The sequence below is a fragment of the Bradyrhizobium sp. CCBAU 53340 genome (assembly GCF_015291645.1).
GTDB lineage: Bacteria > Pseudomonadota > Alphaproteobacteria > Rhizobiales > Xanthobacteraceae > Bradyrhizobium.
Window position 1 is genome coordinate 3,935,221 of the sequence record NZ_CP030055.1, and the last position, 23,733, is coordinate 3,958,953.

Genomic DNA, 23,733 nt, shown 5'->3' on the forward strand with positions numbered 1-23,733 from the left:
CCGGTAGGCCCACGTCATACCCAATTCATTTGGTATCCCGCGTCCGGCATAGTTAAGTGCAAGAATACGCAGAATCAAATGGATAGGGACTAAATTCGTCGTGTCCGTCGGAATGGCAGCCCCCCGCGCGCCCTATGCCTGCGACCCCGACCGCAGCCGCGGCCGGCTGGTCGCGGAGCCGCCGAGCCGGACCCGGAGCCCGTTCCGGCGGGATTGCGACCGGGTGATCCATTCCACCGCGTTCCGCCGCCTGAAGTACAAGACCCAGGTGTTCGTGTTCCACGAGGGCGACCATTACCGGACCCGGCTGACCCATTCGCTGGAGGTAGCCCAGGTCGCCCGTGCTCTGGCCCGGCAATTGGGGCTGGACGAGGATCTCACGGAAACGCTGGCGCTCGCCCATGATCTCGGCCATCCGCCGTTCGGCCATGCCGGCGAGCGGGCGCTGGATGCCTGCCTGAAGGATTTCGGCGGCTTCGACCACAACGCCCAGGCGCTCCGCGTCGTCGCCGCGCTGGAGCATCGCTATCCTGAATTCGACGGGCTCAACCTGACCTGGGAGTCGCTGGAGGGCATCGTCAAGCACAACGGCCCGCTGACCGACCGCAGCGGCGCGCCCGTTGGCCGCTATCGCGAGCACGGCGTTCCCGTCGGCATCGCCGACTACGTCAAGACGTACGACCTCGAACTCTGGAGCTTCGCCTCGCTGGAGGCCCAGGTCGCGGCGATCGCCGATGACATCGCCTACGATGCCCATGACATCGACGACGGCCTGCGCGCCGGCCTGTTCCACCTCGACGACCTCAAGGTCATGCCGCTCACGGCAGAGATCATCGCCGAGACCTCGGCGCATTACCCTGACCTCGAAGACGTCAGGCGCGGGGCTGAGCTGGTGCGCGAGTTGATCTCGCATCTGATCGGCGCGGTGTTCGCGCAGGTGCAGAAGAACATTGCCGCTGTCAGGCCGCAATCGGCCCAGGACGTCCGCCGGCAGAGCCGGGCGCTGATCGCGTTCCCCGCCGAGGTCGCCGAGGAGGAGGCCGCCATCAAGGCATTCCTCTACCAGCACATGTACCGCCACAAGCGGGTCATGCGGGTGATGGCCGAGGCCGAGCAGATCCTGTTCGACCTGTTCGCGAAATACCTGAAATCGCCGGCCGACCTGCCACCGGAATGGCTGGTGGGGGCGCAAGGCGACGACGAGGGCGACCGGGCCCGCCGGATCGGCAATTTCATTGCTGGAATGACCGACCGTTTCGCCCTGACCGAGCACCAGCGGCTCTTTGACTCGACCCCGGATTTGCGTTAGGCGGCGGCCATGCCCGAGACATCCTCAAGCCCGCATCTGTTCGCCGACGTGCTCGCACGCGTGCACGCCGCCTGTCGCGCGCTCGCGGCCGAAGCCAACTGGCCCGAGGGCATCGATTTTGCGCGCGTGGTGGTCGAGCCGCCGCGCGATGCCTCCCACGGCGATATGGCGACCAACGCCGCGATGGTGCTTGCGAAAGAGGCAAAGGCTAAGCCCCGTGATCTCGCCGAGCAGATCGCCGAGAAGCTCCGTGCTGATACGCTGATCGCCAAGGTCGATGTCGCCGGTCCCGGCTTCATCAATCTGACCCTCAAGCCCGCCGCTTGGGCCGAGGCGTTGCGGACGGTGCTGCGCGAGGGGGCCGATTACGGCCGTGTCCGCGGCGGCTCCAAGGTCAATGTCGAATACGTCTCGGCCAATCCGACCGGGCCGATGCATGTCGGCCATTGCCGCGGCGCCGTGTTCGGTGACGCGCTGGCGAGCCTGCTCCAGTTCGGCGGCCATGACGTCACCCGCGAATATTACATCAACGACGCCGGCGCGCAGGTCGACGTGCTCGCGCGCTCCGCGTTCCTGCGCTACCGCGAGGCGTTGGGCGAGGATATCGGCGCGATCCCGGAAGGGCTCTATCCCGGTGACTATCTGAAGCCGGTCGGACAGACGCTCGCGAAAGAGCACGGCGACAAGCTCCTGGCGATGAGCGAGGGGCAATGGCTGCCGACGGTGCGCGCCAAGGCGATCGCGATGATGATGGACGAGATCAAGGACGATCTCGCCGCCCTCAACATCCGCCACGACGTGTTCTTCTCGGAGCGCTCGCTGATCGAGACCGGCAACAACAAGGTTGCCGAGACCATCGACTTCCTGAAAGCCAAGGGCGACATCTATGAGGGTCGCCTGCCGCCGCCGAAGGGCGCGCCGGTCGAGGACTGGGAAGACCGCGAGCAGTTGCTGTTCAAGGCGACTGCTTACGGCGACGACGTTGATCGTCCGCTGATCAAGTCGGACAATTCCTACACCTACTTCGCCTCCGACATCGCCTACCACAAGAACAAGTTCGACCGTGGTTTTGCGGAGATGATCGACGTCTGGGGCGCCGATCACGGCGGCTACATCAAGCGCATGCAGGCGGCGGTGAAGGCGACGACCTCAGGCAAGGGATCGCTCGACGTCAAGATCGTCCAGCTCGTGAAGCTCTTGCGCAACGGCGAGCCGGTGAAAATGTCCAAGCGGAGCGGGGACTTCGTCACCTTGCGTGAGGTGGTGGATGAAGTCGGCCAGGACGCCGTCCGCTTCATGATGCTCTACCGCAAGAACGATGCGGTGCTGGATTTCGACCTCGCCAAGGTCATGGAACAGTCGCGCGACAATCCGGTGTTCTACGTGCAGTACGGCCACGCCCGCGGCCATTCGATCTTCCGCAACGCCCGGGCGGAGGTGTTCCCGGACCTGCCTGATGATACCGACAAGCGGATCGTCTGGCTCACTGAGTCGCCGGTGGAACGGCTGTCCGACCCCGTCGAACTTGATCTTCTTAAGCGCCTCGCAATTTATCCGCGCATGCTGGAAGCGGCCGCCGCAGCCCATGAGCCGCACCGTATTGCCTTTTATCTCTATGACTTAGCGAGCGAATTTCACGCACTTTGGACGAAAGGGCGCGATTTGCCCTATTTACGCTTCATTATCAATAATGATGCAGATCTTACAAAGGCGCGACTGGCCATGGTCCAGGGCGTCGTCTCGGTCCTGGCATCGGGCCTCGCCATCCTCGGCGTCCATGCTCCGGACGAGATGCGGTAGTTTGGGGCGAACTACTTAAGGGGAATATTCGGGGGTACCGGCAGAAGCCGGATCGCTTAGACTTGGTTGAAAGCCTTGTGGGTCGAAAGCTGCGCCTTGGTCGAGGGGCGCGCAGCTTTCCCGAAGGGACGCATCATCACGATGGCCGATCGATATCACGACAGACCGTTTCCTTCCGATGACTATGGTCGCGGCGCCGATCAGCATGGGAGCGCGGACGGCGACCCCTTGGCCGAACTGGCCCGCCTGATCGGGCAGACCGATCCGTTCGCAGCACAGGGCCGGCAGGGCGCGCGGCCGGCCGCAGCGCCTGCGCAGCACTATCGGGACGACGACTATTCGCAGGATGATGACCAGCAGGACTACGCCGAGCCGGCCGCGCCGCCTCCGCCTGGCCCGCCGTCATGGATGCGCCGCGCCAACGTGCAACCGCAGCCGGCGCCCGAGCCTGATTATCCCGTTGCCGTGAATCCCGTCCATCCGTTGCATCGCTATGCAGCCCAGCCGGCCGCGCCCGAGCCGCAACTTCACCAGCCGCAGGCTTACCAGAACCAAGCCCACCAGGATCAGGCTTACCAGGATCAAGCCTATCATCAGGACCAGGCTTACGAGGCGTCGTACGAGCAGCCAGATCCGGCGCGCTATGATGATGCGCTCTACGGTCGCCTCGAATCGGGCGAGCAAGATTTTCAGCGTGAGCCGGCCTATCCTGATGATCCTTACGCGTTTCAGAGCGACTACCCCGAGGCTGATCTCGATGAGCCCAGGAAGTCGCGTGGCGGCATGATGACGGTTGCGGCGATCCTCGCGCTCGCCGTGGTCGGAACTGGGGCGGCGTTCGCGTACAAGACCTATATCGGCTCGCCCCGCAGCGGCGAACCGCCGATCATCAAGGCCGACAATACGCCGACCAAGATCGTGCCGGCACCGTCGGACTCCTCCACCAAGGTGCCGGATCGCATGGTGAGCGGTGACGGCAGCGAGAAGATCGTGCCGCGCGAAGAGGCGCCCGTTGACGTCAACGCCAAGGCGGCCGGTCCGCGCGTGGTGTTCCCGGCGCTGAACCAGAATGCCAACCCGCCGTCGGTCGCGAGTGTCTCGCCGAACACCGTGCCGCCGCCGAGTGCCGGTCCGGTACCGAGCAACGGGACCATGCCGAGCGCCGCGCCGCGCTCGGTCAAGGTCGTGGTCGTGAAGGGTGATCAAACCGACAGCACCGCACCGCAAGCGGCCGCTCCGGTCCCCGCCAAGCCAGTCGCGTCCCCGAAACCGGCGGCGCAGCGCACGCCGCCGACGTCGGCCAACGCCAGTCTCAATGAGCCGCTCTCGCTGGCGCCGCAGGCCTCGCCGGCCGAGCCGCCGCAACGCATGGCCGCGACCAATCCGACGCAGATTGCGCCGGCCCCGAGCACTGCGAGCACCAGCTCCGGTGGCGGCTACATTGTTCAGGTGTCCTCGCAGAGGACCGAGTCCGAGGCCCAAGCCTCCTACCGGGTGTTGCAGGGTAAGTATGGCAGCGTTCTTGGCTCGCGCCCGCCAGTGGTGAAGCGGACCGATCTCTCCGACAAGGGCAAAGGGATATTCTATCGCGCCTACGCTGGGCCATATGGTTCCCAGGACGAAGCGTTGAAGGTTTGCAATAATCTCAAGTCGGCCGGCCTGTCTGACTGTTATATCCATAAGAATTAACGGCCGTTTCCTTGACCCCCTCCGGGGGCAGGGCTAATCGGCCCCTATGAGCACATCGGCCTTCATTACCGGCGTATCCGGAACGGAACTGAGCGCCGCTAGGCGGGCGTTCGCCCGTGCCCGACAGCGATGGGACTTCATTCCCCTCAGGCTTAGCTTTGAGATTTCGGCCCAAGCCGCGCTCGATGTTAGGGAATTGGACGCGCGACGGCTGATTGCGGCGAAACTAGCCGTGCTCAGCATTCTCGTGGATGGCGCCCCCAGGCCGCTCCATCCGGTGACGACTTCTGCGACAATGATCGCTCAGGTGATTCGCAGCGCAATCGGGTTCCAGGGTTTGTTGATGAGTAATGACGTGCCGATGAAGGCGCTCGCGGGCGGCATTGGCGAGGGAGTTCGCGCCATATTCGCGGCCGGCGCTCCGCTTCACAGCAACGACAATGCGGAACTGGACGCATTGACCGCAACCACGGCATTCGCATGACCGCAGAAATTCTATCGTTTGAAACCGGCCGGCCCGCAGAGCTAGCCGAGGGCGAGCCGGCATTGGTGGTCGATGTCGAGGGCTATGAGGGCCCGCTCGACCTGCTGCTCGCGCTGGCACGGCAGCAGAAGGTGGATCTCGCCAAGATATCGATCCTGGCGCTGGCCGACCAGTACCTTCACTTCATCGAAGCCGCGCGAAAGATTCGGCTTGAGCTTGCCGCCGACTACCTCGTGATGGCGGCCTGGCTCGCCTTTCTGAAGTCGCGCCTGCTGCTGCCGGAGCCGCCGAGCGCAGAAGGTCCGAGCGCCGAGGAGATGGCAACCGCGCTTGCCAACCGGCTGCGCCGGCTGGAAGCCATTCGCGAAGCCGCCAACCGGCTGATGAACCGGCCGCAATTGCAGCGCGACATCTTCCCGCGCGGTGAGCCCGAGCAGATCGCCGAGATCAGGCATCCGAAATATACCGCCACGCTGTACGACCTGCTCACCGCCTATGCGGCGCAGCGCCAGTCGCGGGTGCTGGCAAGCGTGCATCTGGCCAAGCGCACGGTGTGGTCGCTCGCCGAGGCGCGCGCCACACTGGAACGGCTGGTCGGCAGCATCAGCGAGCAGGACGACTGGGGCGTGCTCGACGACTTCCTGATCCGTCATGTCGCCGATCCGACGCAACGCGCAACAGTGTTCGCCTCGAGTTTTGCCGCCGCACTCGAGCTCGTGCGTGAAGGTCAGCTCGAGCTGAACCAGAAACAGGCGTTTGCGCCCATCTATTTCCGGAAAGGGCGCGGAAAACCGATCGTGGACGCAGCTTCTGCGCCCGATGCGCCGGTCGGTTAAGTGCAAGAAGGAGAAGCTGCCATGGCAAGCCTGGCTGAAGTGCGGGTAGAAGAGGCCGAGCCGATGGAGAACGAATCCCAGGCACGTCCCGAAGAATTGCGGCTGCTGGAAGCGCTGCTGTTCGCCTCGAGTGAACCGCTGGATACCGCAACGCTGGCCAAGCGCATGCCCGATGGCGTGGACGTGAAGGCTGCGCTCGAGCAGCTCCAGGCCGACTATGCCTCGCGCGGTGTGAACCTCGTGCGCGTCGCCAACAAATGGACGTTCCGCACCGCCGGCGATCTGTCCTGGCTGATGACCCGCGAGAGCCACGAGACCCGGCGTCTGTCGCGCGCCGCGATCGAGGTGCTGGCGATCATCGCCTACCACCAGCCGGTGACGCGCGCCGAGATCGAAGAGATCCGCGGCGTGGTCACCTCGAAGGGCACGCTCGACGTGCTGCTGGAGACAGGCTGGATCAAGCCGCGCGGCCGCCGCAAGACGCCCGGCCGTCCGCTGACCTTCGGAACCACCGAGGACTTCCTGTCGCAGTTCACGCTGGAACAGCTCGGCGATCTGCCGGGGTTGGAAGAGTTGAAGGGGACGGGCCTCCTGGATTCGCGCCTGCCGACCGGCTTCAGCGTGCCGACGCCGTCGGATGATCCGGCGCTGCGTGAGGACGAGGATCCCCTGGAACCGGGCGAGGAGCTCGATCTGGCCCTGGCACCTGCGGTCGAGCCAGAGACGCCGCCGGAAGGCGGCAATGAGGGCGGTGAGGGTGGCGGCGAGGAGTGATCCTCCCGGCCTTCTACGGGGCCCCTGCGACCGGTTAACACTAGCAAGATTACGTAGCGCCAACAGCGAATTGGCGCTGCCTTGGTCCTTGTTTTTGGGCCTTGCGAAGCCTACGTTCCGGTCAAGATCGGCCGGGTCCCGGCTATGCGCGTTTGGAGGGTTGCAGGATGGGTTCACTTAGCATTTGGCACTGGATCCTGGTGATCGCAGTGGTCCTGCTGCTGTTTGGCCGCGGCAAGATTTCGGATCTGATGGGCGACGTGGCGCAGGGCATCAAGGCCTTCAAGAAGGGCATGCAGGACGACGACAAGCCCGCCGAGAAGCAGGAGCCGTCCAAGTCCATCGAGCACAACGCGGCGCCGACTGCGGCGCGGTCCGACGTCGGCAGCAAGGCCGTCTGAGCCAGGAGCACGCGAAACGCGGGAAGCGGTCCCGATCCTGCGCGTGAAGGATTGGGCCGGTCGTGATTTCGCGTGAACGGAAGACGTCATGTTCGACATCGGGTGGAGTGAACTGGTTCTGATCGGGGTCGTGGCCCTGGTCGCCATTGGCCCGAAAGAGCTGCCGGGCGTGCTGCGCATGGTCGGCCAATGGATGGGCAAGGCCCGCAAGATGGCCGCCGAATTCCAGGGCCAGTTCCAGGAGGCGATGCGCGAGGCCGAGATGGCCGACCTCAAGAAGAGCTTTGACGAGGTCAAGGAAGCCGCCTCCGGCTTCACCAGCGGTGGTCTGATGACTTCGCTGCAGAAGGATGTCAGCGACGCGCTGCGTGTCGATGCGCTCGACAAGCCGGCCGAGACGCCGACGACCACGGTTGCCGAACTGCCGGCTACGCCGACCACGCCGGAAGCCCCGACGCCTGAAACCTTCGTGGAAGCGGAAGCGCATTCTGCAGTGAACGAGCCGCTCGCCATCACCCGCGAGGTCGAGCAGGCGCCGGTCGCGCAAGATGCCGTTGCTCAAGACACGGCGCCATCCGAAGCGATCAAGGACGCCAAAGCGTCATGAGCGACGCCGATATCGAGGCCAGCAAAGCCCCGCTGATGGACCACCTGATCGAGCTGCGCTCGCGGCTGATTAAGGCGCTGCTCGGCTTCGGCGTGGCCTTCATCTTCTGCTTCTTCTTCGCCAAGCAGATCTACAACGTGCTGGTCTGGCCGTATGTCTGGGTGGCGGGTGCTGCGAATTCCAAATTCATCTACACGGCGCTGCTGGAATATTTCATCACCCAGCTCAAGCTCGCATTGTTCGGTGCCGGCTTCATCTCGTTCCCGATTGTCGCCACGCAGATCTATAAGTTCGTCGCGCCGGGCCTCTACAAGCATGAGAAGCAGGCCTTCCTGCCGTATCTGATCGCGACGCCGTTCTTTTTCGTGCTCGGTGCGGCGCTGGTCTATTTCGTTGTGTTTCCGATGCTGACCCGTTTCTCGCTCGGTATGCAGCAGGCCGCTGGTGACAACACCGCACAGATCGAACTGTTGCCGAAGGTCGGCGAATATCTGTCGCTGATGATGTCGCTGATATTCGCCTTCGGCATCGCCTTCCAGCTTCCGGTGATCCTGACGCTGCTCGGGCGGGTCGGCATCATCACGTCGAAGATGCTGCGCGAGAAGCGCCGCTACTTCATCGTTCTGGCTTTCATCATCGCAGCCGTGCTGACGCCGCCTGATATCCTCAGCCAGTGCTCGCTGGCGGTGCCCTTGCTGGCGCTCTATGAAGGCTCGATCATTGCGGTGGCGATGGTGGAAAAGAAGGCGGCGGCCTCGCGGTCCACGACAGGCACCGACGTCTCGACGCCGGCCAATCCCGCAGAGTAGGGCGGCTGGCTCCGCTGTCATTCCCCGCGAAAGCCGGGAATCCAGTACGCCGCGGCTTCTCCGTACCTCTCGCTACCTCTGGAATACCGGATCGCCCGCTTTCGCGGGCGATGGCGGCCGTGCTAGGGGGAAACGCTGACGTACAACGTTCTCCGTTGTATGTTGACGCGCTAATTCAGGACCGCCGCCATGCACGACATCAAATCGATCCGCGACAATCCGCAAGCCTTCGACGCCGGTCTCGCCCGGCGGGGTCTGAAGCCGTTGTCGGCGTCGCTGCTTGCGATCGACGAGAGGCGGAGGACGGCGATCCTGGCGTCCGAGCAGGCGCAGGCGCGACGCAATGCGGCGTCCAAGGAAATCGGCGACGCGAAAAAGGCGAAGGACGAGGCGCGTGCGGCGAAGCTCATGGCCGAAGTCGCCGAGCTCAAGACCACGATGCCCGAGCTCGAGGCCGCCGCCAAGGCCGCCGACGAGGAGCTGACCAGAGAGCTGTCCGCGATCCCGAACATTCCGTTCAACGACGTGCCCGATGGCGTCGACGAGCACGGCAATGTGCAGCACCACGTGTTCGGTGCCAGGCGCAACTACGGTTTCAAGCCGAAGCTGCATGACGATCTCGGCACCGCGCTCGGCTACATGGATTTCGAGGCGGCGGCAAAACTCTCCGGCGCCCGCTTTGTCGTGCTGAAGAAGGGACTCGCGCGGCTCGAGCGTGCGATCGGCCAGTTCATGCTCGACCTGCATACGACCGAGCACGGTTACACCGAGATCAACCCACCGCTGCTGGTGCGCAACGAGGTGATGTTTGGCACCGGGCAACTGCCGAAGTTCGAGGACGATCAGTTCTGGGCGATCAAAGGCGAGCTGCTGGCATCGCCTGACCACGAGAGGTTGAAGACCGAGCGCCTCGGCCTGATCCCGACCGCTGAAGTCTCGCTCACCAACCTCGCGCGCGAATCCATCCTCGACGAGAAGCAATTGCCGATGCGCCTCACCGCGCTGACGCCGTGCTTCCGCGCTGAGGCGGGTGCGGCCGGGCGCGACACCCGCGGCATGATCCGCCAGCATCAGTTCACCAAGGTCGAGCTGGTCTCGATCACGACGCCGGAAGCGAGCAAGGACGAACTGGAGCGGATGCTGTCCTGCGCCGAGCAGGTGCTGCAAAAGCTCGATCTGCATTATCGCGTGATGACGCTCTGCGCCGGGGACATGGGCTTCTCGTCGCAAAAAACCTATGACATCGAAGTGTGGATGCCCGGGCAGGGCGACGGCGGCATGTTCCGCGAGATCTCGAGCTGCTCGGTGTGCGGCGATTTCCAGGCGCGGCGCATGGATGCGCGCTCGCGCGGTCCCGATGGCAAGCCGCGCTTCGTGCATACGCTGAACGGCTCCGGCACGGCGGTCGGCCGCGCGCTGATTGCCGTGATGGAGACCTATCAGCAGGATGACGGCTCGATCGCAGTCCCCAGCGTGCTTCAGCCCTATATGGGCGGCTTGAAGGTGATCGCGCGCGAGTAACAAGGCGTTTTCCAGCGAAGTGGGGGCCGGCTCGCGTCAGGAAAACGCGTCAAACAGGACTCAAGCGCGATTGCCCGATGTCGCGGCAGAAACGTTTGGTTGCGAAGATCGGGCGGACGGTTATCCTGACGGTGACCAGCGAACGCGAAACCACCGTCCATGGCCTTGCACCGCGATATCTTCTGGATCGGCCGACAATGGGCGGTGACCGGTGCCGGCATCCAGGCCGTCGATCAGCGTTTGCGGGGCGTGCTTGATATCGACATCGCGCGGCTCTGGGACGACGCCCTCATTCAAAGCCGCAGAGCGAAGGCCGGTGTCAATATCGAGGATTTTGACAAGGCGGTGACGGTAGCGCGCGGCCGTTATCCGCAGATGCCCGTGGCGGAGCCGCTCATCGCCCAACTCGAGGCGCTCGGCGTGATTGAGACATCGCCCGCCGCAAGTCCAGTCGTGCCGGCGATGCAGCTGCGTGCCGAGGGCAGGCTCGCGCGCTTCCTGCCGCAATGGCGGGTTCGCCGCTAGAGCGGCTTAGTAGGTCATCGGACTGAGATAATTCGGTGCCATCCGGAAATAGGTGCCCGGGTCGGCCGCGTGCGCGCGGTGCCGCGCCGGCGCGCAACCATGGCGCGTCGTGACCATGCCGTGTCCGCAGTCATGCCACTGCTCCACCGAGGACAATTTTGGCCCCGGGGCATCCGGCTTCGCTGCCGGCGTGGCGCAGGGGGCATCTCGCGGGCAACGCTTGGGCACGCATTTGCCACGTGCGAATTCCAGATCGTAGACCTGTCCGGACATCGTGACCTGGCCGTTGCACGGGCACTCGCCGGAGACCGTCATCTGACCGCCGAGGCAATTGTCCGCATTGACCCGCACGCAGGTGCCGCCCGGATCCGTGCCCGAGGCCATCAGCCGGAAGCCCACCGGACAGGCGCACTGCCCATCTCGCGCCATGCCACCGTTGCAGGTGATCGTGATTGGCGCGCGGGGCAGGGCGGGCGCTAGCGCGACGTCTGCGATGCACGCTCCGCCCTCGACATGGGTGTTGAGTGGGCATACGAACGGCGAGGCCGTCACATTGGTCTCAGCCGGTGCGGGAGGCGGACTTGGCCCCGGCGCTGCCGGGATTGGCGCCGGCGTCATCGGGGCCGATTTGGCGGCGCAGATGCCGTTGCGGAACTCCTGCCAGGGAAAGCAGCGGTCGGCAGGTTCCGAATCCTGCGCCCATCCCGCGCCAGCGACGCAGAGACTGAGGAGGAGAGCGGCTGCAAAGCGGGTCATTCCGTGCCCAGTCGCTTGAAAATGCGCCGGGAAAATAGGATGCGGCGTTGCGGCGCCGCAATGAGCTAGATCACAGAGGGGACCTGCCTTGCGCTGGCCGAATTCCCGACTTCGACCGGTTTGCCTGATCGGTCGTAGCCGGATAAGACGGCCTGACCCCAGCTCAGGAATCGACCTCCGGCATGCGCATTCTCTGCACCAATGACGACGGTATCCACGCTCCCGGCCTCAAGGTCGTGGAGGAGATCGCCCGCGCGCTGTCCGACGACGTCTGGGTGGTGGCGCCCGAGCTGGATCAGTCCGGCGTATCGCATTCGCTGTCGCTGAACGATCCCCTGCGCCTGCGCGAGGTCGGGCCGCGGCACTTCGCGGTGCGCGGCACGCCGACCGACTGCGTCATCATGGGCGCGCGCCATATCCTCGGCGCCAAACTGCCCGACGTCGTGCTCTCCGGCGTCAACAAGGGCCGCAACGTCGCCGAGGACGTGGTTTATTCCGGCACCATCGCCGGCGCGCTCGAAGGCACCATCCTGGGCCTGCCGTCATTCGCGCTGTCGCAGGAATTCAGCGTCGAGACGCGCGAGCGGCCGCCGTGGGACACTGCGCGCAAATTCGGTCCCGACATTTTGCGCAAGGTGATCAAGGCCGGTATCCCCAAGGACACCGTCATCAACGTCAACTTCCCCTCCTGCGCGCCGGAGGAGGTGCTCGGCATTCGCGTCACGCGGCAAGGCAAGCGCAATCTCGGTTTTCTCAGGATCGACGAGCGCAGGGACGGGCGCAACAATCCATATTTCTGGATCGGCTTCGAGCGCGCGGCGATGATGGATACGCCGGCCGAAGGCACCGATCTTGCGGCGCTGCGCGAGCGCTACGTCTCGGTCACGCCGCTCCGGCTCGACCGCACCAACGAAGCGTTTTCCGAAGAGCTGAGCGCGACGTTGAAGTGAAGACGATTTGGAAATGGCGGCTAGTCGCGGCGAAGCGCGGCTTCGATGGTCTTGCCGAGCGCGTCGAGCTGAAACGGCTTCTGCAGCGCGGGCCGGTCGCGGTACTGCTCGGGCAGGCCCGATGAGCCGTAGCCGGTCGCAAATATGAAGGGGCAACCCTTGGCCTTGATGACGTCGGCGACCGGCGAGATGACCTTGCCGTTGACGTTGACGTCGAGGATGGCGATGTCGAACTCGGTGGCCTGGGCAAGCCGCATCGCCTCGGTAATGTCGCCCGCTTCGGCTGCGACCTTGTAGCCCAGCTCTTCCAGCATGTCCGCGACCATCATTCGGATCATCACCTCGTCCTCGACGAGGAATACAGAGCGGCCGGAAAGCCCTGTCGCGGTCATTATCGTTGAGTCCTTGCCCATTCCCGAAAACGTTCGCAGATAACACGAATCGACGCAATGCGCGTTTCGGCCAACTGGCACCGTAAAATGGCCATGGCGGCGCCTCCGCTGCAAGCCGATTTGTGGTCAAATGCCAAGCATGAAGGCTATCATGGGTTCCTGAACAGGAACAAGATTCTGGCGCTGAGCATTGGCGCCAAAACCACCGATCCGGACCCGCACGAGACGGCATAAGCAGCGATGATCTCCAATCAGCCCCCGCCGGAAAAGATGATGTTTCAGCTCACGCTGAGGCGTCGCGGTATCAGCGATCAGACCGTGTTGCGGACCATGGAGGAGGTGCCGCGCGAGCTGTTCGTCGAGGCCGCAGATCGCGACGGTGCCTACCGCGATAGCGCGTTGCCGATCGCCTGCGGGCAGACCATCAGCCAACCCTTCGTCGTCGCCTACATGACCGAGCAGCTTCAACTCCAGAAGCAGCATCGCGTGCTCGAGATCGGCACCGGCTCCGGCTACCAGGCCGCCGTGCTGTCGCGGCTGGCCCGCGAGGTGCTGACGGTCGAGCGCTACCGCAAGCTGGCGGATGCCGCACGCGCTAGGCTTGAAAAGCTGAACTGTCACAATGTCGAGGTGATGCTCGGCGACGGCCTCAATTTGCCCGAGAACATCGGCCCGTTCGACCGCATCATCGTGACCGCCGCGGTGGAGCAGATTCCGGAGAACCTGGTCGCGCGGCTCGACATCGGCGGCATCCTGATCGCGCCGGTCGGCCCGCATCAGGGCGTGCAGACGCTGACCCGCCTCAACCGGACTGAAGCCGGAATCGAACGCAAGGAACTCGTCGAGGTCCGCTTCGTGCCGGCACTGCCTGGCGTGGCGCGGGAGCTGTAGAATTCCGGATCGGCTGCGCATCCAACATCTTATTGGGAGGGTTAAGCCGTTATTTACTCGGCGCGTGTTTACTTAAAACACCAGTTCTGTTGCGTACGAGTGAGTAACCATGTCTGTTGTCGCCGAGTTGCTTTACTCGCGCCGCGTACCGCAGGTCGCGGTGCTGGCGCTGATCTCTTTCAGTTTCGCAGGGTGCAGCGCCGACATGTCGTCGCGGCTGTCCCAGTCGAACTTCTCCAATCCCTTCTCTGAATCGACCGGTTCGGTGCAGCAGGCTCCGCCCCCGCAGCGTGAGCTGCCGCAATATGCGCGGCCGCAGACCCAGCCAGGCTATTATCAGTCCCAGGCCTTGCCGCCGCCGGCGGTCGCTGCGCCGCAATCTTATCCGGTTGCCTCGGGTGGCGGCGCTTCGGGAGGCGGACGCGGAGTCGGGTCCTACGCGCCGCCGGCGCAGCCTCATCTTGAAGCCACCGGCACCGTACCGCCGCGGTCGGTCGCAGCAGCCCAGCCGACTGGCGGGACCAAGATTATCGTTGGCACCAGCGACACGCTCGAGGTGCTCGCCAAGCGCTATCACGTCACGCCCCAGGCGATCCTCGCCGCCAACGGTTACAAGGGGCCGCGCGCTCTCTCGCCCGGTCAGCAATTGGTCATCCCGCATCCGGGCGCAACCGCTGCTGCACCGGCGCCGGCGATGGCTCCGGTCGCCGCGGCTCCTGCGATGGCGGCGAAGCCGGTTGCCGCTGTGGCCGCACCGCCCAGCCTTCACTTCGTCAATCACGGCGACACGCTCGCCAGCATCGCGCGCAAGAACCATATCTCCGCGGCGGAGCTCGCTCGCGCCAATGGTCTCGAGCCTTCGGCCAAGCTCAAGCTCGGCACCAAGCTGACTGTGCCTGGCGCCAAGACCGCAGCGGCGGCAGGTCCGCTTGCTCCGGCGCCTGTCGCTGCAGGCCCCGTGGCAGCTGCGCTGCAGCCCGTCGCGGCGACTCCGGTCCCGACCACCAAGGTTGCCGCTGCCGCGCCTGTGCAGAGCGCACGCCTGGCCCAGGCCACCACCAATATCGAAGAGAAACCCGCCGAGACGCCGGCGAAAGCGGCAGAGACCACGAGCTCGCTGCCGACCTTCCGCTGGCCGGTCCGCGGCAAGGTGATCACGAGCTACGGCACCAAGACCAACGGCAAGAGCAATGACGGCATCAACGTTGCTGTGCCCGAAGGTACACCGGTCAAGGCGGCTGATGATGGCGTGGTTGCCTATTCCGGCAACGAGCTGAAGAATTACGGCAATTTGGTCCTGGTTCGGCACGCCAACGGCTACGTCACCGCATATGCCCATGCGAGTGAGCTGCTGGTGAAGCGCGGCGATACCATCAAGCGCGGTCAGGTCATTGCCAAGTCGGGTCAATCCGGTGAAGTAGGGTCGCCGCAGCTCCACTTCGAGATCCGTAAGGGATCAAGCCCGGTTGACCCGCTTCAATTCCTGAACGGGGCGTGAGGTCTAAAGCGCCTCGCCCCACGCGTCACGACAATCGATGGATCGCCCGCGAGAGCGGGCGATCATTTTTTTGAGGACGTGACTACTTCGCCGTCAGCTTCACGCCGAGCCGCCCCGCCAGCTCCTGTACGAACTGCCAGGCGACACGGCCCGAGCGCGAGCCGCGCGTGGTCGACCATTCCAGGGCTTCGCGCTCCAGCGCCTCATCGTCGATCTTGATGCCGAAATGGCCGCAATAGCCGCGTACCATGGCGAGGTATTCGTCCTGGCTGCAACGGTGGAAGCCGAGCCAGAGGCCGAAGCGATCCGACAGCGAGACCTTTTCCTCGACCGCTTCGCCGGGATTGATCGCGGTCGAACGCTCGTTCTCGATCATGTCGCGCGCCAGCAGATGGCGGCGGTTGGAGGTGGCGTAGAGGATGACATTCTCGGGCCGGCCCTCGATGCCGCCTTCGAGCACGGCCTTGAGCGATTTGTAGGACGCGTCATTGCCGTCGAAGGAGAGGTCGTCGATGAACACGATGAAGCGGAAATCGGCGTCGCGCAGCTTCTCCATCAGCATCGGCAGCGTTTCGATGTCCTCGCGGTGGATCTCGATCAGCTTCAGTCTGTCGGCGGGCTTGCGGGCGGCGTTGATGCTGGCATGCGCCGCCTTCACCAGCGACGACTTGCCCATGCCGCGTGCGCCCCAGAGCAGGGCGTTGTTGGCAGGCAGGCCGCCTGCGAAGCGCTCGGTGTTCTCCATCAGGATGTCGCGCATGCGGTCGACGCCCTTCAGGAGGAACAGCTCGACCCGGCTGACCCGCGGCACGGCGGTAAGGCGCCCGTCGGGGTGCCAGACATAGGCATCCGCCCGCTCGAACGACTCGCGTTCGACCGCCGGCTTGCCCTGGGCTGTGAGGTGCGCCGCAATGGTCTCCAGCGCGCGGACGATGCGCTCCTGGGAGAGGTCGGAGGCAGCCATGGGAGCAGCCTTGGGAGCCGTCTTTTGGACCACCTTGGGGCGTTTTGCCGCGACCTGGGCGGGCTTTGTGGCAGGGGTACGGGGGCCTTTGCCGGCCGGGCTTTTGCTAAGGTTTTTGGGCATGTCCGAAGTTCCTGAGAATGCAGCCTTATCGGGCCTGACGGCGCGCCGCAAGGTGGCCAAATCGCCGGTCTGGCAGCGTTGCAATTGGGGCGGTGGTCGCTATAGTCCGCGCGAATTTGACCGAGCCGGTCGCCGTCAAGGCCTGACCGGCTTCCCCCGTTTCCACGAGGATCGTCCGAATGCTGATTACCCCTGCGTATGCCCAGGCCGCGGGCGCCGGTGACACCAACAGCATGTTGATGTCGCTGCTGCCGTTCGCCCTGATCTTCGTGATCATGTACTTCCTGATTCTGCGCCCGCAGCAGAAGAAGGTGAAGGACCACGCCGAGCTCGTGAAGAACATCCGCCGTGGCGACACCGTCGTGACCTCGGGGGGCCTCGTCGGCAAGGTCACCAAAGTGGTCGATGACGACCAGATCGAGTTCGAGATTTCCGACGGCGTCCGCGTGCGCCAGATGCGGTCGATGATCTCGGGCGTGCGCGCCAAGGGCGAGCCGGCCAAGGACAGCGCGAAGGAAAGCGCCAAGGACGACGCCGCGGCGAAGTGAGCGCTTTCCCGCGAGCATCTCAAATCTCCTGATCTGACAGGTCCAGTCGATGTTGTATTTCACGCGGTGGAGGGCGCTCGGGATTATCCTGACGGCGCTGATCGTGTGCCTCTGCGCGGTCCCGAACTTCTTCCCCGAGGCCCGGGTCAAGACCTGGCCCGCCTGGGCGCAGCGCCGGCTCGTGCTCGGCCTCGACCTTCAGGGCGGCTCCTATCTGCTGCTCGAGGTCGATTCCAACTACGTGAAGAAGGAAAAGCTCGACCAGGTTCGCGACGATGTCCGTCGTGTGCTGCGCGAGGCCAAGATCGGCTATACCGGCCTTGTGACCCGCGGTGACACCGTTGAGGTCCGGGTCAAGGATGCCGATTTCCAGACCTCGCTGGCCAAGCTGCGTGACCTCGCGCAACCCATCGGCGGCCTGCTCGGGTCGAGCAGCCAGCGCGACCTTGAGGTCTCCGATGCCGGCGGTGGATTGATCCGTCTGGGGCTCTCGCAGCCTGCGATGATCGAGCGCATGCGCAAGACCATCGAGCAGTCGATCCAGATCGTCGAGCGCCGCGTCAACGAGCTCGGCACCGTCGAGCCGGTGATCCAGCGCCAAGGCACCGACCGCATCCTGGTGCAGGTCCCGGGTCTTCAGGACCCGACGCATCTGAAGGAGCTGCTCGGCAAGACCGCGAAGATGGAATTCCGCATGGTCGACACCTCGGTGCCGCCGGACCAGGCGCAGCGCGGTGGAGCGCCGCCGGACTCCGAGCTGCTGATGAGCCAGAGCTCGCCGAAGGTGCCTTACGTCGTCAAGAAGCAGGTGCTGGTCTCCGGCGCCGAGCTCACCGATGCGCAGCCCGGATTTGACCAGCGGACCAACGAGCCGATTGTCTCCTTCCGCTTCAACTCGACCGGCGCGCGCAAGTTTGCGCAGGCGACGCAGGAGAACGTGGGACTGCCGTTTGCGATCGTGCTCGACAACGAGGTGATCTCGGCACCTGTCATCCGCGAGCCCATCACGGGCGGACAGGGGCAGATCTCGGGCAGCTTCACGGTCCAGTCCGCCAACGATCTCGCGATCCTGATGCGTGCCGGCGCGCTGCCGGCGCCGCTCACGGTGGTCGAGGAGCGCACCGTCGGTCCGGGCCTCGGCCAGGATTCGATCGAGAAGGGCGAGCTTGCGGCCTATGTCGGATCGATCATGGTCGTCGTGTTCATGCTCTTGACCTACCGGCTGTTCGGCGTGTTCGCCAACATCGCGGTGACGATCAACGTCGCCATGATCTTCGGCCTGCTGTCGCTGCTCAACGCCACGTTGACGCTGCCCGGCATCGCCGGCATCGTGCTCACCGTCGGCATCGCGGTCGACTCCAACGTGCTGATCTACGAGCGCATCCGCGAGGAGCTGCGCGGCGGCCGCAACGCGATCTCGGCGATCGACGCCGGGTTCAAGCGGGCGCTTGCGACCATCCTCGATTCCAACATCACCACCTTCATTGCCGCCGCGGTGCTGTTCTACATCGGCACCGGCCCGGTGCGCGGCTTCGCCGTGACGCTCGGTATCGGCATCATCACCACGGTGTTCACCGCCTTCACGCTGACCCGGCTCATCGTCGCCGGGTGGGTGAGGTGGAAGCGGCCGCAGAGCGTGCCGATCTAGGAGCCTGATCGTGACTCACACCGTTCTCATCGGGCTCGGCATCCTCATTGCTATCCTCACCGTGGTCGCGGCCCTGGGGCTGCTGCCGTCGCTGCGCATCGTCCCCGACGACACGCATTTCGACTTTACGCGCTTCCGCCGCATCAGCTTCCCGATCTCGGCGGTGCTGTCGATCGTTGCCATCACGCTGTTCTTCACCCATGGGCTGAACCTCGGCATCGATTTCAAGGGCGGCACGTTGCTGGAGGTCAAGGCGAAGTCCGGTACCGCCGACATCGCGGCGATGCGCACCTCGCTCGACAGCCTGGGTCTGGGCGAAGTCCAGTTGCAGCAGTTCGGCGGCCCCGAGAATGTCCTGATCCGCGTCGCGGAGCAGCCGGGCGGTGACGCCGCCCAGCAGGCTGCCTTGCAGAAGCTTCGTGGTGCGCTCGGAGACAGTGTCAGCATCGAGCGCGCCGAGGTGCTCGGCCCGCGCGTCGCCGGCGAGCTGCTCGCCTACGGCATGATTGGCCTGATGCTCGCGATCATTGCGATCCTGATCTATCTCTGGTTCCGGTTCGAATGGCAGTTCGCGCTGGGCGCCATGATCGCCAACGTGCACGACATCGTGCTGACCATCGGTTTCATGTCGATCAGCCAGGTCGACTTCGACCTGACCAGCATCGCGGCGCTTCTGACCATCTTGGGCTATTCGCTCAACGACACCGTCGTCATCTATGACCGTATCCGTGAAATGCTGCGGCGCTACAAGAAGATGCCGATGCCGCAGCTCTTGAACGAGTCCATCAACTCGACGCTGTCACGCTCGATCATCACCCACTTCACGGTGACCCTGGCGTTGCTGGCACTGCTGCTGTTCGGCGGTCATGCCATCCACAGCTTCACGGCGGTCATGATGTTCGGCGTGGTGCTGGTTGGTACCTACACCTCGATCTTCATCGCTGCGCCGATTTTGATCTATCTCGGCGTCGGCGAGCATCGTGAAGATGCGAAGGACGAGGCTCCGCCGGCGAAGAAAAACAAGGCATGATCCGAACCGCATGCCCTCGCATGGGTTTGCGAGGGTAGCAGCCTCATTCGGACGAAGCTCATGGCCGGCGACCCCAACGCTCCCCATTTCCCGCGCTCGGCGCCGATCGAGGCCTATGGCAAGGGCGGCTTCGCCTTCGCCGGCATGTCGCATCGTGGATCGCTGCTCTGCCTGCCCGACGCGATCTGGGCCTGGGATGTGACCGACCCGGCCAGGATCGACCGCTATTCGCTGAATCGGGTTTTTGCGGCGGCCAACAGCATCGATACGCTTCTGGTCGGCACCGGAACCGGTCTCTGGCTGCCGCCGCCGGAACTTCGCCAGGCGCTCAAGGCGGTGAGGGTGGTGCTGGACACCATGCAGACCGGGCCGGCCGTGCGCACCTACAACATCATGATCGGCGAACGGCGGCGCGTCGCAGCCGCGCTGATCGCCGTGCCATGAGCAGCGCTGCGACGCCGCCCGACACCGTGACATTCTGCGCCGACCTCGTGCGTAGCTACGACTTTCCGCGCTATGTCGCGACGCTGTTCGTGCCTGCGGCCGAGCGTCGCGCGCTGCTGGCGCTCTATGCCTTCAATGTCGAGATCGTCCGCGTCCGGGACCAGGTGAGCCAGCCCTTGCCCGGCGAGATCCGCTTTCAATGGTGGACCGATCTGTTCTCCGGCCTTGTCCACGGCAGCGCCGAAGGCAACCCGGTGGCGGCGGAACTGTTGCGCGCGATCCGCAATTTCGACCTGCCGGTCGAGCCGCTGTCACTGCTCGTCGACGAGCATCAGTTCGATCTCTATAACGATCCGATGCCGACCATGACGGCCCTCGAAGGCTATTTGGCCGCGACCTCTTCGGCGCTGTTTGCGCTCGCGGCGCGGATCATGGGCGAGGTTTCGGATGCGGCCGAGCATCTCGCGCGCCACGCCGGGCTGGCGCAGGGCATCGCGCAGGTGATTGCGAACCTGCCACGGGACTCGTCCCACCGGCAATTGTTCCTGCCGCAGCAGTTCCTGACCAGCCATGGCTGCGCCATGGAGGATGTGTTCGCTGGCAAGGAGACACCCAGTCTCCATGCCGTGCTGGATCAGCTCATCGGTGAGGCGCAGCAGCACCTCGCGACGGCGTCGTCCCTGCTGGCGCAAGTGCCGTCGTCGGTGCGGCCGGCATTCCTGCCGCTGAGCCAGGCGCGGGCCGATCTCAACCTGATGTCGCGGCCTGGGCGCAATCCCTTTACGCCGCAGCCGGTATCGCGGTTGCGCACGCTGTGGACGTTGTGGCGGGCTTCACGCTCCAGGGAATTTACCAAATAGCCGTCGGCTTATCGCGCGTACGGCCCAAATGCTCTATGCTGTCCTATGGCCGACCTGTCCCAAACCGTGCCCCCCGATCCGAGCGGCTTTCCGGTCGCCCCTGATGATATTCACGCCGCCGCCGAAATCATCCGAGGCGCGGTCGTCGAGACGCCCTGCAGCTACAGCCGGACGCTGAGCAACATCTGTGGCTGCGACCTCTGGCTCAAATTCGAGAACCTCCAGTTCACGTCCTCGTTCAAGGAGCGCGGTGCGCTGAACCGGCTCACGGCGCTGACGCCCGAGGAGCGCGCGCGCGGCGTGATCGCGATGTCGGCCGGAAATCACGCGCAGGGCGTTGCCTACCATGCCAGGCGGCTGGGCATTCCCGCCACCATCGTCATGCCCGTGGGCACGCCGATGGTGAAGATCGAGAACACCCGGCATCATGGTGCCGAGGTGATCGTGACAGGCGCGACGCTGGAGGAGGCGGCTGCGTTCGCACGGAGCCATGGCGAAGGCCGCAGCATGATCTTCGTTCACCCCTATGACGATCCGCTGGTCATTGCGGGGCAGGGCACTGTGGGGCTGGAGATGCTCAGGGCGGTGCCGGAGCTCGACACGCTGGTCGTCCCGATCGGCGGCGGCGGCCTGATCAGCGGCATCGCCATTGCGGCGAAATCGCTGAAGCCGTCGCTGCGAATCCTCGGCGTCGAGGCCTGGCTTTATCCTTCAATGTACAACGCCATCCATGGCGGCAGCCTGCCGGCGCGGGGCGATACACTCGCCGAAGGCATCGCGGTCAAATCGCCGGGCAAGATCACCACCGAAATCGTCCGCGGCCTTGTCGACGATATTGCGCTCGTCAACGAAGCCGAGCTCGAGCGAGCGGTTGCCACCCTGATCTCGATCGAGAAAACCGTCGTGGAGGGCGCCGGCGCTGCGGGCCTCGCGGCCATCATGTCCGATCCTTCGCGCTTTGCCGGCGAGAAGGTCGGTCTGGTCCTGAGCGGCGGCAACATCGACACCAGGCTGATCGCCTCGGTGCTGACGCGCGAGCTCGCGCGCGAGGGGCGGCTGACCCAACTCTCGCTCGATATTCCCGACAGGCCCGGCCAATTGGCCGCGGTCGCCGCGCTGCTGGCGGAGGCGGGCGCCAACATTATCGAGGTCTCGCACCAGCGCACCTTCTCCGACCTGCCGGCGAAGGCGACGCTGTTGCAACTCGTCATCGAGACCCGCGACAGCGCCCATCTCGACGAGGTCATGGCCAAGCTCGGCGCCTCCGGACTGAGTGCGCGCTGTACCTGAACTGGGCTCCGATGGCTACTCCGGTAGTCCCGCGGCGCGAAGCGCCTCACCAAGCGACGCTGCCAGCGCCGGAGCGCAGTTGACGCCCTGGAACTGACGGCCGTAGCGGAAGGTGGGGTGCAATTCGAGCACCCGGGTCGCGGCCGCTCTCGCTTCCTGCAATCGGCCGAGCTTTGCAAGCGCCGCCGCCAGTTGCACATGGGTGATACTGTGACGCGGATTGGCCTGAACCGAGCGGTAGGCCGCGCGACAGGCCTCTTCAAACCGGCCGCGGTGAAAATGCCCCATCGCCTGGGCGTCGAAGGCCGCGAAGGCCCAGGAGTCGAACGGGCTGAGACGCATTCCGCGCTCGCTCCATTCAATGGCACGGTCTGCATCGCCACCCCAACCCAGCATAACGCTGCCGAGGATGTAAGTTAGCGCTGATGAGGGGCTGATCGCGAGCGCGGCATCGAGCGCGGTGAATGCCGCGGAGCGATCATGTCCATCCATGCCGATCGAAAAGCCTGCCAGCGTGAGGGCAAGCGCGTCATCCTGCCCATGGGCGATGGCTGAGCGCGCGTGCTTGATCGAGGCTGCGCGACTCGTCTCTTGCAAACCGGCGCGGAGGAACAGGCAATGATGACACATGGCAGCGTTGCCGTGCGCCAGTGCGTAGGATGGTTCGAACGCGATAGCGCGTTCGAGCAGCACGAGCGCCTGAGTCACCTGTTCCGGCATCCCGGAATCGACGTCCGGCTGGGCGCGCAAAACGAGGTCATAGGCATCGAGGCTGTCGGGCCGCTGGCGCTTGACCCTGTTAATCTCGGCGCGGCGAAGGCTCGGTGCGATGGCGCCCACGACCGACATGGCGATGTCGTCCTGAAGCGCGAAAATGTCTTCGGATTGACGGTCATAACGCTCGGCCCACACATGCATGCCGGTCGAGGTATCGATCAATTGACCCGTGATGCGCGTATTGCCGCCGGTCTTCCGGACGCTGCCTTCCAGCACGTAACGCACGCCGAGCTCGCGGCCGACCTGTTTCACATCGACGGCTCGGCCCTTGTACGTGAATGTGGAATTTCGCGCGATGACGAACAGCCAGTTGATGCGGGAGAGGCCGGTGATGATGTCATCGACCATTCCGTCGGCAAAATAATCTTGCTCAGCATCACCGCTCAGGTTCGCAAAGGGCAACACTGCGATGGATGGCCGGTCAGGCAAGGTTAGTGACGGTCCGGATGCCCGGTCCGGGTTGGGCGCCGTCACCGCCGGTCCGACATAGCGATAGCCGCGCCGTGGCAGCGTCTCGATCCATTGCGCCACTCCAGACGCGTCCGCCAGCGCGCGCCGGACAGCTGCGATCTGGACAGTCAGGTTGCTGTCTTCAACCGCCAGGGCGGGCCATGCAGCTTCGATCAAATCACTCTTGGACACTGGCTCGCCGGCTCGCCGCACCAGCAGGGCAAGGAGCAGCACTGCGCGCTGGCCGAGCGAGGTCGGCTCGGCGCCGCGGAACAGGATCCCGGCATCGGCGTCCAGGCGAAAAGGACCAAACTCAAGGATCGCGGCCATTCTGAAGAAGGGCACATTTTGCAGGTT

The 23,733-nt window shown here is 64.7% G+C and carries 25 protein-coding genes; 21 read left to right on the forward strand and 4 right to left on the reverse strand.

Translation table 11 applies throughout. The features are described 5' to 3' along the window. Window positions 1-112 precede the first annotated feature (112 nt). The 11 genes from XH89_RS18680 to XH89_RS18730 all read left to right on the forward strand — a co-directional run bounded on the left by XH89_RS18680 (window position 113) and on the right by XH89_RS18730 (window position 10,755). Complete coding sequence (locus tag XH89_RS18680) at window positions 113-1,309, forward strand: deoxyguanosinetriphosphate triphosphohydrolase (protein ID WP_246767557.1); 1,197 nt, start codon at window positions 113-115, stop codon at window positions 1,307-1,309. Between the two features lie 9 nt (window positions 1,310-1,318). Next, on the forward strand, window positions 1,319-3,109 hold the full coding sequence (gene argS / locus XH89_RS18685) for an arginine--tRNA ligase (RefSeq protein ID WP_194461937.1): 1,791 nt from the start codon (window positions 1,319-1,321) through the stop codon (window positions 3,107-3,109). A 141-nt stretch (window positions 3,110-3,250) separates the two neighbouring features. Beyond that, window positions 3,251-4,798, forward strand: a complete 1,548-nt coding sequence (locus XH89_RS18690) for an SPOR domain-containing protein (protein WP_194461938.1) — start codon at window positions 3,251-3,253, stop codon at window positions 4,796-4,798. Window positions 4,799-4,844: 46 nt separating this feature from the next. Next, window positions 4,845-5,282 carry a hypothetical protein gene (locus XH89_RS18695; RefSeq protein ID WP_194461939.1) on the forward strand — a complete coding sequence of 146 codons (438 nt, stop codon included), beginning with the start codon at window positions 4,845-4,847 and terminating at the stop codon, window positions 5,280-5,282. Continuing rightward, a complete protein-coding gene (locus tag XH89_RS18700) occupies window positions 5,279-6,118 on the forward strand; it encodes a ScpA family protein (RefSeq protein WP_194461940.1) in 840 nt (279 codons plus the stop codon). Before XH89_RS18695 ends, XH89_RS18700 begins: the two co-directional genes overlap by 4 nt. Before the next feature lie 21 nt (window positions 6,119-6,139). Next, window positions 6,140-6,892, forward strand: a complete 753-nt coding sequence (scpB, locus tag XH89_RS18705; protein ID WP_194461941.1) for an SMC-Scp complex subunit ScpB — start codon at window positions 6,140-6,142, stop codon at window positions 6,890-6,892. A gap of 167 nt (window positions 6,893-7,059) precedes the next feature. Then, window positions 7,060-7,293 (forward strand): twin-arginine translocase TatA/TatE family subunit, encoded by a 234-nt coding sequence (locus XH89_RS18710; RefSeq protein ID WP_027529733.1) that lies wholly within the window; start codon window positions 7,060-7,062, stop codon window positions 7,291-7,293. Between the two features lie 88 nt (window positions 7,294-7,381). Then, on the forward strand, window positions 7,382-7,900 hold the full coding sequence (gene tatB / locus XH89_RS18715; protein ID WP_194461942.1) for a Sec-independent protein translocase protein TatB: 519 nt from the start codon (window positions 7,382-7,384) through the stop codon (window positions 7,898-7,900). Next, a complete protein-coding gene (gene tatC / locus XH89_RS18720; protein WP_194461943.1) occupies window positions 7,897-8,709 on the forward strand; it encodes a twin-arginine translocase subunit TatC in 813 nt (270 codons plus the stop codon). The genes tatB and tatC overlap by 4 nt, the downstream gene beginning before the upstream one ends. A gap of 189 nt (window positions 8,710-8,898) precedes the next feature. Then, window positions 8,899-10,230, forward strand: coding sequence for a serine--tRNA ligase (serS, locus tag XH89_RS18725; protein ID WP_194461944.1), 1,332 nt, complete (start codon window positions 8,899-8,901; stop codon window positions 10,228-10,230). 159 nt (window positions 10,231-10,389) lie between these two features. Further along, window positions 10,390-10,755 (forward strand): hypothetical protein, encoded by a 366-nt coding sequence (locus XH89_RS18730; protein WP_194461945.1) that lies wholly within the window; start codon window positions 10,390-10,392, stop codon window positions 10,753-10,755. Between the two features lie 6 nt (window positions 10,756-10,761). On the opposite strand, the gene XH89_RS18735 is transcribed toward XH89_RS18730, so the two are convergent. Beyond that, window positions 10,762-11,511 (reverse strand): hypothetical protein, encoded by a 750-nt coding sequence (locus tag XH89_RS18735; RefSeq protein ID WP_194461946.1) that lies wholly within the window; start codon window positions 11,509-11,511, stop codon window positions 10,762-10,764. A gap of 182 nt (window positions 11,512-11,693) precedes the next feature. On the opposite strand from XH89_RS18735, the gene surE reads away from it, so the two are divergent. Further along, window positions 11,694-12,461 carry a 5'/3'-nucleotidase SurE gene (gene surE / locus XH89_RS18740; RefSeq protein ID WP_194461947.1) on the forward strand — a complete coding sequence of 256 codons (768 nt, stop codon included), beginning with the start codon at window positions 11,694-11,696 and terminating at the stop codon, window positions 12,459-12,461. Window positions 12,462-12,481: 20 nt separating this feature from the next. On the opposite strand, the gene XH89_RS18745 is transcribed toward surE, so the two are convergent. Beyond that, window positions 12,482-12,853 carry a response regulator gene (locus XH89_RS18745; protein WP_194461948.1) on the reverse strand — a complete coding sequence of 124 codons (372 nt, stop codon included), beginning with the start codon at window positions 12,851-12,853 and terminating at the stop codon, window positions 12,482-12,484. A gap of 57 nt (window positions 12,854-12,910) precedes the next feature. Here XH89_RS18745 and XH89_RS18750 point away from each other — a divergent pair, with 57 nt between their 5' ends. From XH89_RS18750 to XH89_RS18760, 3 genes are all read left to right on the forward strand, one after another. Then, window positions 12,911-13,087, forward strand: coding sequence for a hypothetical protein (locus tag XH89_RS18750; RefSeq protein WP_194461949.1), 177 nt, complete (start codon window positions 12,911-12,913; stop codon window positions 13,085-13,087). 6 nt (window positions 13,088-13,093) lie between these two features. Next, complete coding sequence (locus tag XH89_RS18755) at window positions 13,094-13,744, forward strand: protein-L-isoaspartate(D-aspartate) O-methyltransferase (protein ID WP_194461950.1); 651 nt, start codon at window positions 13,094-13,096, stop codon at window positions 13,742-13,744. Window positions 13,745-13,853: 109 nt separating this feature from the next. Beyond that, window positions 13,854-15,242 carry a LysM peptidoglycan-binding domain-containing M23 family metallopeptidase gene (locus tag XH89_RS18760; RefSeq protein ID WP_194461951.1) on the forward strand — a complete coding sequence of 463 codons (1,389 nt, stop codon included), beginning with the start codon at window positions 13,854-13,856 and terminating at the stop codon, window positions 15,240-15,242. Between the two features lie 82 nt (window positions 15,243-15,324). Here the strand turns inward: XH89_RS18760 and XH89_RS18765 are convergent, their stop codons facing one another. Next, window positions 15,325-16,329 (reverse strand): ATP-binding protein, encoded by a 1,005-nt coding sequence (locus XH89_RS18765; RefSeq protein ID WP_194461952.1) that lies wholly within the window; start codon window positions 16,327-16,329, stop codon window positions 15,325-15,327. A 179-nt stretch (window positions 16,330-16,508) separates the two neighbouring features. Between XH89_RS18765 and yajC the strand changes: the two genes are divergently transcribed. The 6 genes from yajC to XH89_RS18795 are packed head-to-tail and all read left to right on the forward strand — an operon-like array spanning window position 16,509 to window position 22,149. Then, complete coding sequence (gene yajC / locus XH89_RS18770) at window positions 16,509-16,877, forward strand: preprotein translocase subunit YajC (protein WP_092229337.1); 369 nt, start codon at window positions 16,509-16,511, stop codon at window positions 16,875-16,877. A gap of 49 nt (window positions 16,878-16,926) precedes the next feature. Then, window positions 16,927-18,525 carry a protein translocase subunit SecD gene (gene secD / locus XH89_RS18775; protein WP_194461953.1) on the forward strand — a complete coding sequence of 533 codons (1,599 nt, stop codon included), beginning with the start codon at window positions 16,927-16,929 and terminating at the stop codon, window positions 18,523-18,525. Between the two features lie 10 nt (window positions 18,526-18,535). Further along, the gene (secF, locus tag XH89_RS18780) at window positions 18,536-19,555 is read left to right on the forward strand and encodes a protein translocase subunit SecF (protein WP_194461954.1); all 1,020 of its coding nucleotides are present in this window, start codon (window positions 18,536-18,538) and stop codon (window positions 19,553-19,555) included. 60 nt (window positions 19,556-19,615) lie between these two features. Then, the gene (locus XH89_RS18785) at window positions 19,616-19,999 is read left to right on the forward strand and encodes an Mth938-like domain-containing protein (protein WP_194461955.1); all 384 of its coding nucleotides are present in this window, start codon (window positions 19,616-19,618) and stop codon (window positions 19,997-19,999) included. Next, on the forward strand, window positions 19,996-20,859 hold the full coding sequence (locus tag XH89_RS18790) for a phytoene/squalene synthase family protein (protein WP_194461956.1): 864 nt from the start codon (window positions 19,996-19,998) through the stop codon (window positions 20,857-20,859). The genes XH89_RS18785 and XH89_RS18790 overlap by 4 nt, the downstream gene beginning before the upstream one ends. Before the next feature lie 45 nt (window positions 20,860-20,904). After that, a complete protein-coding gene (locus tag XH89_RS18795; protein ID WP_194461957.1) occupies window positions 20,905-22,149 on the forward strand; it encodes a threonine ammonia-lyase in 1,245 nt (414 codons plus the stop codon). A 15-nt stretch (window positions 22,150-22,164) separates the two neighbouring features. Here the strand turns inward: XH89_RS18795 and XH89_RS18800 are convergent, their stop codons facing one another. Next, window positions 22,165-23,706, reverse strand: a complete 1,542-nt coding sequence (locus XH89_RS18800; RefSeq protein WP_194461958.1) for a winged helix-turn-helix domain-containing protein — start codon at window positions 23,704-23,706, stop codon at window positions 22,165-22,167. Window positions 23,707-23,733: the final 27 nt, after the last annotated feature.

Bases quoted from the DNA above. Each gene is read 5' to 3' on its own strand.
- XH89_RS18680 (WP_246767557.1), top strand. From the start codon at position 113: ATGGCAGCCCCCCGCGCGCCCTATGCCTGCGACCCCGACCGCAGCCGC.
- argS (WP_194461937.1), top strand. From the start codon at position 1,319: ATGCCCGAGACATCCTCAAGCCCGCATCTGTTCGCCGACGTGCTCGCA.
- XH89_RS18690 (WP_194461938.1), top strand. From the start codon at position 3,251: ATGGCCGATCGATATCACGACAGACCGTTTCCTTCCGATGACTATGGT.
- XH89_RS18695 (WP_194461939.1), top strand. From the start codon at position 4,845: ATGAGCACATCGGCCTTCATTACCGGCGTATCCGGAACGGAACTGAGC.
- XH89_RS18700 (WP_194461940.1), top strand. From the start codon at position 5,279: ATGACCGCAGAAATTCTATCGTTTGAAACCGGCCGGCCCGCAGAGCTA.
- scpB (WP_194461941.1), top strand. From the start codon at position 6,140: ATGGCAAGCCTGGCTGAAGTGCGGGTAGAAGAGGCCGAGCCGATGGAG.
- XH89_RS18710 (WP_027529733.1), top strand. From the start codon at position 7,060: ATGGGTTCACTTAGCATTTGGCACTGGATCCTGGTGATCGCAGTGGTC.
- tatB (WP_194461942.1), top strand. From the start codon at position 7,382: ATGTTCGACATCGGGTGGAGTGAACTGGTTCTGATCGGGGTCGTGGCC.
- tatC (WP_194461943.1), top strand. From the start codon at position 7,897: ATGAGCGACGCCGATATCGAGGCCAGCAAAGCCCCGCTGATGGACCAC.
- serS (WP_194461944.1), top strand. From the start codon at position 8,899: ATGCACGACATCAAATCGATCCGCGACAATCCGCAAGCCTTCGACGCC.
- XH89_RS18730 (WP_194461945.1), top strand. From the start codon at position 10,390: ATGGCCTTGCACCGCGATATCTTCTGGATCGGCCGACAATGGGCGGTG.
- XH89_RS18735 (WP_194461946.1), bottom strand. From the start codon at position 11,511: ATGACCCGCTTTGCAGCCGCTCTCCTCCTCAGTCTCTGCGTCGCTGGC.
- surE (WP_194461947.1), top strand. From the start codon at position 11,694: ATGCGCATTCTCTGCACCAATGACGACGGTATCCACGCTCCCGGCCTC.
- XH89_RS18745 (WP_194461948.1), bottom strand. From the start codon at position 12,853: ATGACCGCGACAGGGCTTTCCGGCCGCTCTGTATTCCTCGTCGAGGAC.
- XH89_RS18750 (WP_194461949.1), top strand. From the start codon at position 12,911: ATGCGCGTTTCGGCCAACTGGCACCGTAAAATGGCCATGGCGGCGCCT.
- XH89_RS18755 (WP_194461950.1), top strand. From the start codon at position 13,094: ATGATCTCCAATCAGCCCCCGCCGGAAAAGATGATGTTTCAGCTCACG.
- XH89_RS18760 (WP_194461951.1), top strand. From the start codon at position 13,854: ATGTCTGTTGTCGCCGAGTTGCTTTACTCGCGCCGCGTACCGCAGGTC.
- XH89_RS18765 (WP_194461952.1), bottom strand. From the start codon at position 16,329: ATGCCCAAAAACCTTAGCAAAAGCCCGGCCGGCAAAGGCCCCCGTACC.
- yajC (WP_092229337.1), top strand. From the start codon at position 16,509: ATGCTGATTACCCCTGCGTATGCCCAGGCCGCGGGCGCCGGTGACACC.
- secD (WP_194461953.1), top strand. From the start codon at position 16,927: ATGTTGTATTTCACGCGGTGGAGGGCGCTCGGGATTATCCTGACGGCG.
- XH89_RS18785 (WP_194461955.1), top strand. From the start codon at position 19,616: ATGGCCGGCGACCCCAACGCTCCCCATTTCCCGCGCTCGGCGCCGATC.
- XH89_RS18790 (WP_194461956.1), top strand. From the start codon at position 19,996: ATGAGCAGCGCTGCGACGCCGCCCGACACCGTGACATTCTGCGCCGAC.
- XH89_RS18795 (WP_194461957.1), top strand. From the start codon at position 20,905: ATGGCCGACCTGTCCCAAACCGTGCCCCCCGATCCGAGCGGCTTTCCG.
- XH89_RS18800 (WP_194461958.1), bottom strand. From the start codon at position 23,706: ATGGCCGCGATCCTTGAGTTTGGTCCTTTTCGCCTGGACGCCGATGCC.